A 12,858-nucleotide genomic window follows, 5' to 3' on the forward strand; every position below is an offset into this window, starting at 1 on the left:
CTAGGCGCCAGTAGATGGAGGTAGGTGTTTTCAGTGCGTTGAGCACTACGCCCGAGTGGTGAAATCGGTAGACACAAGGGACTTGAACAATTTGAGCCTTCGGGGGGAAACGCCCGAAGTGAAGCCCGTCAAAGTCGGCGAACGCCCTGGATGCTCTTGCACCCGAGCCAACGCCGAGCCAAGCCCAAGCTGCCGCTTGGGAAGGTGTAGAGAGCAGACGGCGGGCACCTACGGCCGCAAGGCTATGGTGAAGGCGTGCTCCAGACCACGAACGCCCTGCGTTGAGCAGGGCGGCGGCGAAAGTCGAAGTGGTAAGAAAATCCCTCGCCGAAAGGCGTGCCGGTTCGATTCCGGCCTCGGGCACCAATCCAGAGCCGCCCCTGTTCACGCAGGGGCGGCTTTTCCGTTCTTGGGCTGTGTGCGCTTGAATCCCCGATCCCCCGCCATGAACGCCTCCAGCATGTGCGGGATCAGCGTCACGGCATCGATCGCCTCGCCATATGCCTGCGCGTGCAGCGCGGCGTAGCGGTCAAGGTCGGCTTTCAAGCTGGCCGGGCAGGCAAATGTCAGCTTGACGTTCTCGATCTTGGGCAGTGGCCCGAGCCGCAGCTTCTTGGTCGTGCTCATTGCGAAGTTCCCCGATTGAAGAACAGCGGCTGGTACGGTCGCAGCACCAGATCCCGGTTGACGATGATGCGAACCGGCAGGCCGGGCCGGCTGGTCAGCGTCGGCTGGATATTCATATTGCGCCGGGTGATCTCCTGCCCGACCTGATTGATGCTGTCCTGGGCGCTGTCACGTCCGGCGATGACGATGCGGTTGCCGTCCTGGCGGTTCTCCGGCGCGGCCAGCTCTGCGCCGACGCCAAGCAGCGTCGTCAGCACCGCACCGGCAAAGATGCGGTTCCAGTGCCAGTCCACGTCATCCTCCAAGCCCGCGTAGCCGGCCGGGTCGGTGCCGACAAGGTTGTCGAGCGTTAGCGAGGACGTGTCGGGCAGGATGATCCGGTTCCACACCACCTGCACGCGGCTCTGTCCGTAGCTGACCTGGCTGTTGTAGCGCCCGAGGATGCGTGACCCCTGGGGAATCAGCAGGAACTTGCCGGTGGCCGTGTCATAGACCGGCTCCGTCACAGTGCCGATCACGTCGCCCGGCAAGTCCGACTTGATGCCTGTCACCAGCGCGCCGGCGATCACCGTTCCGGCCATCACCTGATAAGGCGACGCGGGCAGCGCCAGATTGCCGGAATTGCGGGTTTCCGTAGAACCGGCTTTCAGGAACGCCTCCTTCTGGTCTTGCCGGTTCTGCACGGCGGTCGGGTCGGCGGGCTGGGCCGCCGTCGAGGCAGGCCCAGCAGCGAGCGGATCGAAGGCCGCAAGCGTGCTTGCAGTCCCCGGCGCTGCCTGCGCGACCGTGGCGGCGGTCTGCCCTTGGCCGCCCGAGCGGAAGAACACCGACGAGGCCGCCGCCGCGTCCGCCTCCTTGCGCAAGGCATCTTCAGGATCATGGCCTGGCGGCGAATAGCCCGGTGTCACCGGCTGCTGCGAAGCGACGATGGCCGGGCCAAGGTCGCCGGGCAACGGCGGCCCCAGCTCGGGCACATCGGGCGGCAAGGCTGGTGGCAGCTTCGAGTAGTCCGTCGGCAGCGCATCCAGCCCTTCGGACTTCGAGACGCGATCGACGTTGTAAAGCTCGGCCTGCTCGCTGGTCCCGCGCCGCTGCGGCTGCAATGACCAGATCGTGGCCCCGAGCACGGCGACCGACAGGCCGCCGGCGAGGATGGCCAGCGTGCGCCGGTTCAGGCGCGTGACCGGGCGCGGCTGGGCGCGCAGCGCCACCGCCTCGGGCGCTACCTTGCCCGTCTGCGGCGTGGCGAGGTCGGGGGTGTCGTCCTGGCTCATGGTCAGTTCCTCCGTGCAACGCCGTCCGTGCGCTCGATTCGCACCACGTCGCCCTTGTCCCCGCCCAGGCGCAGTTCGGCGGCACCGAACAGCCGATCCACGATGTAGTACGGCGAGCGGAAGCGGTAGTTGACCAGTTGCCCGTCGCCTTCTGGCCCGATCACGAACAGCGGCGGCAGCTCGCCTTGCGCGATGCCGGCGGGGAACTGGATATAGACCTTCTGCCCGTCGTCGAAGGCGCGCAGCGGCTTCCACGGCGGGTTGCTACCGCTGACCGCGTAGCGGAAGCGCAGGTTTTCCAGCGACAAGCCGGAGTCCACCGGCGCGGCGGCGCTGGCCGCCTGCGCCTGGCGCTGCAAGGCCAGTATCCGGTCACGCGGATACTCCCAAGAAGCCGACGCCATCCACGTCTTTTCCGTCGAAGCCAACTCCAGCAGGTACGTCCTGCGGTTGGTGGTGATGACGAGATTGGTCTTGAGGCCCGAGCGGATCGGCTTGACCAGCACATTGACGCGCAGGTCAGCACCGCTGCCGCTCGACGTATCGCCCACGATCCAGCGCACGGTATCGCCAGCGGCCACCGTCACCAGCTCCTCGCCCGACTGGAGCGAAATCACGGTCACGCGGCCCACGGCTGCATAGACTTGGTAGAGCGCGCCATCGGTGAACGGCCACACCTGAATCGCGTTGACGTATCCCTCGCGCGTGGGTGCGACGCGCGCCTCGGCATTGGCCCGAGAGACGCGCACCTTCTCGTCGGCTGGCTCCGGCGTGGGCTTGGCGTCCTCGGCTTCGGGCAATGGCTTCAACTGCGCCGGCATCGGCAGCACCTCGGGCACCGCCACCACCTCCACCGGCGCGGGTGGCTCGGGTAGCTGCTGGGCCTGCACTGGCTCATCGAGCGAGATGGTCGGCGGTGGCTTGCCCTGCGTGGCGCAGCCCGCCAGGGCAAGCAAGATCACCGGCAAGGCGGATTTACGGAAAAGATCATTCATGGCTTGGCTCCTTCGGAAGAATCCAGTTCGCGGCTCCACGACAGGCCGTTGACGTAGATGCCCAGGGGGTTCTTGCGCAGGCGTTCTTCGGTGCGCGGCGGCTGGAGCACGATGGACACCACGGCCGTCCACCTCTCCAGGCCCGCCGCGGCGCCGTTGACGTAGCGGCGTTCCGTCCAGCGCACGTTGAAAGACGTATCGCTGGCGCGCACGACGCTGGTGATCTGCACCGTCACCGACTCCTTGCCGATGCGCGCGAACGGATCGTTCACACGCGCGTAGTCGTTGAGCACGGCTGCACCCTTGTCTGTGGTGTGGTCGTAGGCGTCCAGCCAGTTCTGCCGCACCACGATCGGGTCGATGGACAGCGACCGAACCAGCGTGACAAAGCGCGCGATGTGGTGCGCCGTCTGCGCATCGCTGGGCCGGTACGGCGTGGCGGCTTCGCCCACGGCGCGCACTTGGCCCGCGTTGTCCACCTCTACGACGTAGGGCGTCACGAAGGACTGCGCCGAGCGCCACACCAGGCCGCCGGCCATCAACAGCGCGAGCGTGAGGCAGCCGAAGGCCATCAGCCGCCAGTTCTTCGCCTGCACGCGCGGCGTTCCGATACGGTCGTCCCACACCTGGCCGGCAGCTTGGTACGGCGTGGCAGGCTGCGGCGTGTCGGCGTAGCGCACCTGCGGTTTTCTGAATCGCATGGTCAGTTCTCCTTGTGAATCGCTTTAGTCGTCGGAGCCGCGCAGGCTCGGGCCTTGCCCCGAGCCGCCACCGTCGCCGCCGCGCAGCGTGTGCGCGGCGGTGGTCGCGGCGTGGGTGAGTTGCTGGCGGCGATGCAGCCGCTTGGCCCAGGCGGGTTGTTCCGGCTTCTGTGCAGCGGCGCCGCCTGCGGGGGCTTCTCCTGCGGAGGCTTGGCCGACTGACGCGCCAGTGTCGGCCGTCGAGCCATTCCAGCCAGCACGGAACGGAGCGGCCATCCGCTGCCCGGCAGCGGAAGCACGGGATGCTGCGGCGCGTCCGGCGGATTGCGCGCCGGTCTTGGCGACGTTGCCCAAGCCCGCCATCGCGCCCTTTGCGCCGCCGCCAGCGGCGGCGGAACCGGCCTGAAACGTCGACTTCGCACTGCTGGCCGCCGACGTTGCGGCGCGCGCACCGCTACCGGCCAGCTTTGCGGCAGCCGGGGCCATGCGCGCGCCAGCAGCCACGGCGCCACCCACGCCCGTCGCGGCGGCACCGATGACAACGGCCGTGCCGGCAGCGCCGACAGCAGCACCGGCCATTGCGCCCGCTCCGAGCTGCGGCGCACCGGACACGAGGCCCGTGGCGATGCCGGGGCCGAAGATCCCGAGCGCCAGCAAGGTGAGCGAGGCCAGCATGATGACCAGCGCGTGGTCGATAGACGGCTCGGCGGGATGGACTTGGAACTGAGCGAACAAGCCCGAGCCGATACCGACGATCACGGCCAGCACGAGAACCTTGACGCCGGAGGCCACCACGTTGCCCAAGACCTTTTCGGCGAGGAACGCGGTCTTGTTCCAGAGCGCGAACGGCACCAGCACGAATCCGGCGAGCGTGGTCAGCTTGAACTCGATCAGCGTGATGAACAGTTGGATCGCCAGCACGAAGAAGCACAAGACCACGACCAGCCACGCGAGGAACATCACCACGATGGGGTCGAGGTTCACGAACACTTCGGGAAAGCCCGCCATCTCGCCGATCTGCTCCAGAATCGGCGCCCCGGCGTCGATGCCGGTTTTCGCCAGCCGGCCCGGCTGCAAGAAGTTCTCCATCGTGATGGCCGAGCCGGTGGCGGTGATGCCCAATCCCGCAAACGAGCGGAACACGATGCTGGCCAGCCAGTTGAAGTTATTGATGATGTAGGCGAAGGCACCGACGTAGAGCACCTTGCGCAGCAGCTTGGCGATCACGTCCTCGCCCTGGCCGGTGGCATGGCTCATGGCCCAATACAGTCCGGCGATCGTCATGTCGATGACGATCAACGTGGCAGTGAGGAACGCCACTTCGCCCCGCAGCAGCCCGAAACCCGAGTCGATATAAGCGGCAAAGGTGTTGAGGAATTGGTCGATGATGGTCACGTCATTCATGGCGTGTCCTCCGGTTCGGCGGGAACGGCCGGCGCCATGCCATCGGCCGGTTCCTCGAAGCTCGGCGGGATCGGCGGCAGGTCGGCCAGCGTCCGGTATTCGTCTGGCCCGGCCTCGCCGGAAAAGAAGCGCCGCCGGAAGGCTTCGGCGGCGGCGCGGCAAGCGTCCTCGCCCGTGGCCTGCATGACCTGTCGTGGATGGGCCGTGCATTGTTCGCGCAACGCCTTGAGCCGCACTGGATCGGCGGCCAGGGCATCTGCAAGGTGGCCGACCGGCTGCTCGCCGCAAGCGGCCAGCAGCGCGGTACATAGGACGAGGACGCATCGCATGGCGGCCTCCGTCAGTTGCCGTAGAAGTTTACGGACTGCGGTGTGTACGGCGTGCCGTCACCCAGGAAGCGCCGCCGCACCTCGCGGGCGCGCTCCGTGGCCGCCGCCTGCCGCGCCAGCTCCAGCGAGGCAGCCCGGTCTTGCGTGATCTGAAGCCGCTGCGCTTGGATCGACTGCTTGGCCTGCAAGGCCAGCAACTGGTTCATGGCCTGCATCGCCTGCAGCGCGCCCTCGGCCGACTGGCTCTTGCCCACGAGGTCGGCCAGCACGCTTTCGTCTTCGCCCAGGTTCTGCGACACCTGCGCCTGCATCTGCATGGTGGTCTGCAAGCCGTTGAGCGTGTTCTTCCAACGCTCCTGCGCATCGCGGACCATCTGGTCGCCGGTCACGGTGGCGGCGTACTGCTCCGGATACAGGCGCCGGAACTCCCGATCCAGGTTCGTTACGTCGTAGGCTAATCCCCTGGCCTGGGCGATCAGCCGATCGGTCGTCGCCAGATTGGCGCGCAACTGGCCGACCACGCTGGACGGCAGGCTGGCGAGGTTGCGCGCCTGATTCATCAGCATCTGCGCCTCGTTCTGGAGCTGGCGAATCTGGTTGTTGATCTGCTCCAGCGTGCGGATCGCGGTCAGCGTGTTCTGCACATAGTTGGTCGGATCAAAGACGATGCGCCAGGCCAACGCTGGTGACGAGGTCAACAGCGAGAGCGACAACGCGGCGGCGAGCGAAATGGAAAGCGCATGGGTCTTCATGGCTGGTTCTCCTATGGGTGGTCAGCGGTACGAGAGGAACCCGGCGCAAGTCCGGGGAGTGAGGGCAGCAGGTCGGCCGCCCAATCGAGGCTGCGATGGCGCAGCCAGGCGCCCGCGAAGCCGGTTACGCCGGCATCCAGCAGCACGCGATCCATGTCGCGCTGGTCCTGCGGCGTGGAAGCGCCCGCAAAGGCCAGCGTGGCCGGCCCCAGGTCGAGGTCGAACAGGCGATTGCCGAGGCGGGACTGGTAGTAGTAGTCGCGCTTGGGCTGCGCGGTCGCCACGATCTCGATCTGGCGCGAGTTCAACCCGAAGCCCTCGTAGATCGTGCGAATCTGCGGCTCGGTGGCCTGCGGGTTGGGCAGGAAGATGCGGCTGGCGCAGCTTTCGATGATCGCGGGCGCAATGCTCGAATCCTTGATGTCGGCTAGGCTCTGCGTGGCGAAGATGACGCTGACGTTCTTCTTCCTGAGCGTCTTGAGCCACTGCCGGATACGCGCGGCAAACACCGGGTCATCCAGGAACAGCCACGCTTCATCGAGGATCAGCAGCGTGGGCGCACCGTCGAAGCGTTCATCGAAACGCGCAAAGAGGTAATGCAGCACGGCCATGACGGCGGCCTTGCTGTGCATCAACTCCTCCATCTCGAAGCACTGCACGTCGGCCATGCCCATCCGATCGTGATCGGCGTCCAGCAGCTTGCCGTGGGCGCCGCCGAGCACGTAAGGCGACAGCGCCTGCCGCAGCGCGTTCGATTGCAGCAGCACGGAAAGCCCCGTCATCGTGCGCTGCTCCAGCGGCGCACCGGCGAGACTTCCCAGCGCCGACCAGATGGCCGCTTTCTCATCGGGGCCGACCGCCACGCCTTCGTGCAGCAAGCGGCCTTCGATCCATTCAGCGGCCCAGGTGCGGTAGCCCTCGCGGTCGATGCGCGCGAGCGGCTGGAAGGCGATTTCGCCATCCGTGCCCAGGTCGTAGTGTTCGCCGCCCAGGCCGAGGATGGCGGCCCGCATGGAGCGGCCCATGTCGAAGGCGAAGATGCGCGAGCCGCGATAGCGGCGGAACTGCATCGCCAGCGTGGCGAGCAAGACCGACTTGCCCATGCCGGTCGGGCCTGCGACCAGCGTGTGGCCCACGTCGCCGATGTGCGTCACGAGGCGAAACGGCGTGGCGCCATCGGTGCGTGTGACGATCAGCGGCGGGCCGTCGAGGTGGTCGTTCTTCTCTGGCCCGGCCCATACCGCCGACACCGGCATCATGTGCGCCAGGTTCAGCGTCGAGACGATGGGCTGGCGCACGTTCGCATAGGCGTTGCCAGGGATCGAAGACAGCCAGGCATCCACGGCATTGAGCGTTTCGGGGATGGTGACGAAGCCCCGGCCCTGGATGGCGCGCTCCACCATGCGCAGCTTCTCGTCTGCGACGGCGGCGTCCTCGTCCGTGACGGTGACGGTCGCCGTCAGATAGCCGAAGGCAACTTGATCGCTGCCCAGCTCCTGCAAGGCAGCGTCGGCGTCGGCGGCCTTGTTGTTGGCGTCGGTATCGACCAGCGGGCTTTCCTGCTGGAAGATCGTTTCGCGTAGCAGCGCGATGACGTTCTTGCGCTTGGCGAACCACTGGCGGCGCAGGCGGGCGAGTTCTCTTTCCGCCTCGGCTTTGTCGAGGCAGAGAAAGCGCGTGCTCCAGCGGTACGCAAAGCCAAGGCGGTTGAGGTCGTCCAGAATCCCCGGCCAGGTCGAGGTCGGGAAGCCCCGCACCGACACCACGCGCAGGTGCTGGTCGCCCAGCATGGGCGCCAGGCCACCGACCAGCGGCGAGTCGGTCAGCAGCGCGTCGATGTGGAACGGCACTTCGGGCACGCCGACGCGATAGCGCCGCGTCGAGATGGTCGCGTGCAGGTAGGTCAGCGTCTGCGCGTCATCGAGCCAGTCAATCTCCGGCATCACGCCGTCGAGCAGGTCAAAGACGCGATCCGTTTCCGCGACGAAGGCTTGCAGCCGCTCGCGCCAGTCCACGCCATTCGTCGGCGTGTTCTCGTAGAGCATCTTGGCTGCACGGGCGCGGGATTCTTCCGGCGGCAGGTAAAGCAGCGTCAGGTGATAGCCGCTCTCGAAGTGATTGCCCGATTCCTCGAAGGCGGCCCGGCGTTCTTCCTCCACCACCCAGGAAAGCGGCTCGGGAAACTCCGAGTGCGGATAATCGGCCGCAGGCCGACGCTCGGCTTCGATGAACAGCGCCCAGCCCGATCCCATGCGGCGCAGCGCGTTGTTCAGTCGCGCCGACGTGGCGATCAGCTCGCCTTGCGTCGCGCTGTCGAGGTCAGGCCCGCGAAACCGGGCTGTGCGCTGGAAACTGCCGTCCTTGTTCAAGACGACGCCCGGCGCGACCAGCCCGGCCCAGGGCAGCCAGTCGGCAAGCAAGGCCGGCCGCTGGCGGTATTCGGCAAGGTTCAGCATGTCGGCATCCCCTCACACGTCCAGCAGCGGCTTGTGCTTGATGTGCCGGGCGAAGACCTGCATGAACTGCGGATCGACGCGAGCGCCCCACACGGCCAGCGAATGGCCGACGATCCAGAACACCACGCCGGGAATCCACAGTTGCAGGCCCAGGCCGACAGCGGCGGCCAGCGTGCCGTTGGCGATCGCCACGGTTCGCGGCGCACCGCCCAGCAGAATCGGCTCGGTCAGCGAGCGATGCAGCGGTACCTCGAAGCCGTCCGCGAAGGTGTCGGGGGCACTCATACGACGGCCCCGCCGGAGAAGCTGAAGAACGACAGGAAGAAGCTCGAAGCCGCGAAGGCGATGGACAGACCGAAGACGATCTGGATCAGCTTGCGGAATCCGCCGGACGTGTCGCCGAAGGCGAGCGCGAGGCCCGTGGCGATGATGATGATGACCGCGACGATGCGCGCCACCGGCCCTTGAATCGACTCCAAGATCGACTGCAAGGGGCCTTCCCACGGCATCGAGGAACCGGCGGCCTGCGCGGTTCCGGCCAGGAACAGCAGCAGCGCGGCCAGCAGCAGCCCTTGCCCCGCAGGGCGGGCCAGGCAGCGCAGCCGCGCAAGACGCAAAGCCGGATTTGCAGAAAAACGGAAAGCAGGAACGTACATCTGCGTCATGGCAGTTCTCCAAGTGAGTGAGGGGATGGGGAAGTCGCCGCAGCGGGTGCGGCATCGGGAAGTGGCGGCAGCTCGGGAAACGGCGTTTCCAGCGCGTCCGCCAGTTGGTAGCCCACGCCGTCGAAGCCGACGACGCGGGCGATGCTCTCGATGCGGCGCTTGCGCCCGCGCCCGGCGATGTGGATCACCACGTTGACCGCCTCTGCGATCAGCGCACGCGGCGGGTTCACCGCCACTTCGAGAATCAGTTGCTCCAAGCGCAGCAGCGCGCCGAGCGCGGAGCCGGCATGGATCGTGGCGATTCCGCCGGGATGGCCGGTGCCCCACACCTTGATGAGATCCAGCGCCTCGGCGCCGCGCACTTCGCCAACGACGACGCGATCAGGCCGCAGGCGCATGGACGAGCGAACCAGCTCCGTCATCGACACCACGCCTGCGCGGGTGCGCAGGGGAACGTGGTCGCGGGCGGCGCATTGCAGCTCCACCGTGTCTTCGAGCACCAGCACGCGGTCGCCCGTGGCGGCGATCTCGGCCAGCAGCGCGTTGGCCAAGGTCGTCTTACCGCTGCTGGTGGCGCCGGCGATCAAGACGTTCTGCCGCTCGCGCACGGCGCGAACGAGAAAGCCCGCTTGCGCGCTGGTCATCATCCCGTCGATGACGTACCGCTCCAGCGGAATCACGCCGATGGCGCGCTTGCGCAGCGCGAAGGCCGGCCCCGGCGCTGCCGGCGGCAAGATGCCCTCGAAGCGCTCCCCGGTTTCGGGCAGCTCGGCGGATAAGAGCGGCTGGCCGCGATGGACTTCTGCGCCGACGTGGGCCGCGACGAGGCGGATGATTCGCTCGCCGTCCGCCTCGGGCAGTTCCACGCTCATCGGCGCGCGCCCGCTGGAAAGCCGATCCACCCAAAGGGTGCGATCAGGATTCAGCATCACCTCCACCACGTCCGGGTCTTCGAGCGCGGCGGCGATCAGCGGCCCCATCGCCGTGCGCAGCATCTGGATGCGGCGGTCGAGCGACGTGGCACTCATGGACTGCGGAACGGCGCTCATGACGCACGCTCCTGCGCTTGCGCGGCTGCCGCCGCGTCATCCATCCGCATCGGGTCGGGATGCAGTTCCTCCACCACGTCGCGCACCAGGCTGCGCCCGCGCAGCAGGTGGCGGCCAAGCTGCTCGGTGAACTGCTCGAAGCGCGCCTTGCCCTGGGCACGCGCGGCCTCTTGATGGGCCTCGGGCACGGGCGTGCTGACCGTGAGGTAGTAGCGGATGAACAGCGCCAGCGTTTCGATGGCGATGTTCTGGTCTCGCTCCATGCGCTCGGCATGGCGCGACAGGCGATCAAGCCGCTTCGCGATGGCCGCTTCGCGCTGGTCGGCCGCATCGGGCGACAGCCACGATGCGAGCGCCGCCGCGACGATGGACGACTTGGACACGCCTTTCTTGGCGGCCAGTTCGTCCAGGCGCTTGGCGTGCTCCGGCTGGATGAACAGGTTGAGGCGGTAGTGGCTCATAGCTCGATTCCGTCGTTGGGGTCGAGAGAAGCCAGCCGGGCCGTGCGCTGTATGGCCGGATCAAGCTGGCGCGGAAGGGGAAGCGGCAAGTCGTCGTCGTCATCGAGCAACCCGAGGTCGGCTGCGGGCGCGGCCAGCTCGGGGTCGTAGGCGACGGTTTCGGAGAGTTCGGGCTGACGGCGCGGGCCGCCGTCGTCGGCGGCGTTGCCCAGGCCATCAGCGGACGCAGTGGTCGGAGCGACAGGCACGGTGGGAATCGCCAGCCCGCTCCAGTCGTCGGGCCGCGATGGCGGCACATCGGCGTACTGACCGCCTGCGAGCACAGGCGGCGGCAATACGCGGCGCTTGAAATTGCTGTCCGCGTAATAGCGCAGCTTTTTGGCCTTGATCGGCGCCACGCTGGACACCATCACCACGGCTTCATCGGGCGGTAGCTGCATCACTTCGCCCGGCGTCAGCAGTGGGCGCGCGGTCTCCTGGCGCGACACCATGAGATGCCCCAACCACGGGGCGAGCCGGTGGCCCGCGTAGTTGCGCTGCGCGCGCAGTTCGGTGGCGGTGCCCAGCGTCTCGGAGATCCTTTTGGCGGTACGCTCGTCGTTGGTGGCGAACGTCACGCGTACATGGCAGTTGTCCAGAATCGAATGGTTCTGCCCATACGCCTTGTCGATCTGGTTGAGCGACTGCGCGATGAGGAAGCTGCGAATGCCGTAGCCCGCCATGAAGGCCAGCGCCGTCTCGAAGAAGTCGAGCCGCCCGAGTGCGGGAAACTCATCGAGCATCAGCAGCAGCTTGTGGCGGCGGGCAATGCCATCGCTGCCATCCAGCGATTCCGTGAGCCGCCGCCCGATCTGGTTGAGGATCAAACGGATCAGCGGCTTCGTGCGGCTGATGTCCGATGGCGGAACCACCAGATACAGCGACACCGGATGTTCGGCCGCGATCAGGTCGGCGATGCGCCAGTCGCAGCGCGAGGTGACTTCGGCCACAGTGGGGTCGCGGTACAGGCCGAGGAAGGACATAGCCGTGGACAGCACGCCCGAGCGCTCGTTGTCGCTCTTGTTGAGCACTTCGCGCGCGGCCGAAGCGACTACGGGATGCGGTGCATCGCCGAGGTGCCGCGTCGTCATCATCCGGTGCAGCGTCAGCTCGAACGGACATGCCGGATCGGACAGGAAGTTGGCAACGCCGCGCAGCGTCTTGTCCTCACCCGCATAGAGCACATGCAGGATGGCGCCGACCAGTAGTGCGTGCGAAGTCTTTTCCCAATGGTTGCGCCGCTCCAGCGCGCCTTCGGGATCGACCAGGATGTCGGCGATGTTCTGCACGTCGCGCACTTCATGCGCACCGCGCCGAACCTCCAGCAGCGGGTTGTAGGCCGCTGACTTCGGATCGGTCGGGTTGAACAGCAAGCAGTGCGAGAAGCGCGAGCGCCAGCCGGCGGTGATCTGCCAGTTTTCGCCCTTGATGTCGTGGATCACGGTGGACGCGGGCCAGGAGAGCAGCGTTGGGACCACCAGGCCAACGCCTTTGCCGGAGCGCGTCGGCGCGAAGGTCAGGACGTGTTCAGGGCCTTCGTGACGAAGGTATTGCCCGTCATGCAGACCGAGGAACACGCCGGCTGGTTGCGTGAGGCCCGCCTTGCGAATGTCCTGCGTGTTAGCCCACCGCGCCGAGCCGTAGGTGGTGACCAGGCGCGCTTGGCGCGAGCGCCATACCGACATGGCGATGGCGACGCCCACGGCGACCATGCCGCTGGCACCGGCAATGGCGCCGCCGGTGTCGAAGACTTCCGGCGCATAAGCGCCGAAGAAGAACCACCACTCAAACAGCTTCCACGGGTGGTAGATCGACGTGCCAAGAAAATCGAACCAGGGCGAGCCAAGGCGTACTTGGTAGCCAAGGGCCGCTGCTGTCCATTGTGTGGCGCCCCACACTCCGGCGATCACGATGCCGAATACCACGGCAATCTGACCGAACAGCACGTTCGTCCCTTGCATGACCTGGCCTCCGATTTCTCCTGCGCTGATTCCTCGCTTGAAAGCAGCACGCATTCGTGCCGCACAGGCGAGGATCAGAGCTGGGTTCGGTGCCGGTCAAAGACCTTTATCGGGAGAAAGGTCGAGCAAAAAGCAAGAGTTCGCG

13 protein-coding genes are annotated in these 12,858 nt (G+C 66.8%); all 13 read right to left on the reverse strand.

The window, feature by feature from the left end; genetic code table 11:
- Nucleotides 1-384: 384 nt before the first annotated feature.
- Genes ACFSCU_RS06925 through ACFSCU_RS06985 form a run of 13 tightly spaced genes read right to left on the reverse strand, consistent with a single transcriptional unit; the run spans nt 385 to nt 12,713 of the window.
- Nucleotides 385-627: a DUF2274 domain-containing protein gene (locus tag ACFSCU_RS06925; RefSeq protein ID WP_058907016.1), complete on the reverse strand. Its 243-nt coding sequence runs from the start codon at nt 625-627 to the stop codon at nt 385-387.
- A complete protein-coding gene (locus ACFSCU_RS06930; RefSeq protein ID WP_110140683.1) occupies nt 624-1,901 on the reverse strand; it encodes a TraB/TrbI/VirB10 family type IV secretion system protein in 1,278 nt (425 codons plus the stop codon). Before ACFSCU_RS06930 ends, ACFSCU_RS06925 begins: the two co-directional genes overlap by 4 nt.
- A gap of 2 nt (nt 1,902-1,903) precedes the next feature.
- Entirely contained in the window at nt 1,904-2,896 is a 993-nt protein-coding gene (gene trbG, locus ACFSCU_RS06935; RefSeq protein ID WP_167814618.1) for a P-type conjugative transfer protein TrbG, read from the reverse strand.
- On the reverse strand, nt 2,893-3,597 hold the full coding sequence (trbF, locus tag ACFSCU_RS06940; protein WP_103739203.1) for a conjugal transfer protein TrbF: 705 nt from the start codon (nt 3,595-3,597) through the stop codon (nt 2,893-2,895). The genes trbG and trbF overlap by 4 nt, the downstream gene beginning before the upstream one ends.
- 24 nt (nt 3,598-3,621) lie before the next feature.
- On the reverse strand, nt 3,622-5,001 hold the full coding sequence (gene trbL / locus ACFSCU_RS06945) for a P-type conjugative transfer protein TrbL (protein ID WP_103739202.1): 1,380 nt from the start codon (nt 4,999-5,001) through the stop codon (nt 3,622-3,624).
- Nucleotides 4,998-5,330, reverse strand: coding sequence for a hypothetical protein (locus ACFSCU_RS06950; RefSeq protein ID WP_377560245.1), 333 nt, complete (start codon nt 5,328-5,330; stop codon nt 4,998-5,000). Before ACFSCU_RS06950 ends, trbL begins: the two co-directional genes overlap by 4 nt.
- Nucleotides 5,331-5,341: 11 nt before the next feature.
- Nucleotides 5,342-6,082 (reverse strand): P-type conjugative transfer protein TrbJ, encoded by a 741-nt coding sequence (gene trbJ / locus ACFSCU_RS06955; RefSeq protein ID WP_241349747.1) that lies wholly within the window; start codon nt 6,080-6,082, stop codon nt 5,342-5,344.
- A gap of 11 nt (nt 6,083-6,093) precedes the next feature.
- Complete coding sequence (trbE, locus tag ACFSCU_RS06960; protein WP_180551028.1) at nt 6,094-8,538, reverse strand: conjugal transfer protein TrbE; 2,445 nt, start codon at nt 8,536-8,538, stop codon at nt 6,094-6,096.
- A 12-nt stretch (nt 8,539-8,550) separates the two neighbouring features.
- Entirely contained in the window at nt 8,551-8,823 is a 273-nt protein-coding gene (locus ACFSCU_RS06965) for a VirB3 family type IV secretion system protein (protein WP_180551833.1), read from the reverse strand.
- Nucleotides 8,820-9,203, reverse strand: coding sequence for a TrbC/VirB2 family type IV secretion system protein (locus ACFSCU_RS06970; protein WP_013721751.1), 384 nt, complete (start codon nt 9,201-9,203; stop codon nt 8,820-8,822). The genes ACFSCU_RS06965 and ACFSCU_RS06970 overlap by 4 nt, the downstream gene beginning before the upstream one ends.
- The gene (gene trbB / locus ACFSCU_RS06975; protein ID WP_377560247.1) at nt 9,200-10,252 is read right to left on the reverse strand and encodes a P-type conjugative transfer ATPase TrbB; all 1,053 of its coding nucleotides are present in this window, start codon (nt 10,250-10,252) and stop codon (nt 9,200-9,202) included. Before trbB ends, ACFSCU_RS06970 begins: the two co-directional genes overlap by 4 nt.
- The gene (locus tag ACFSCU_RS06980) at nt 10,249-10,713 is read right to left on the reverse strand and encodes a ribbon-helix-helix protein, CopG family (RefSeq protein WP_180551029.1); all 465 of its coding nucleotides are present in this window, start codon (nt 10,711-10,713) and stop codon (nt 10,249-10,251) included. Before ACFSCU_RS06980 ends, trbB begins: the two co-directional genes overlap by 4 nt.
- Nucleotides 10,710-12,713: a conjugal transfer protein TraG gene (locus ACFSCU_RS06985; RefSeq protein WP_377560248.1), complete on the reverse strand. Its 2,004-nt coding sequence runs from the start codon at nt 12,711-12,713 to the stop codon at nt 10,710-10,712. Before ACFSCU_RS06985 ends, ACFSCU_RS06980 begins: the two co-directional genes overlap by 4 nt.
- Nucleotides 12,714-12,858: the final 145 nt, after the last annotated feature.

This window comes from Ottowia beijingensis (assembly GCF_042680925.1).
Taxonomy (GTDB): domain Bacteria; phylum Pseudomonadota; class Gammaproteobacteria; order Burkholderiales; family Burkholderiaceae_C; genus Ottowia; species Ottowia beijingensis.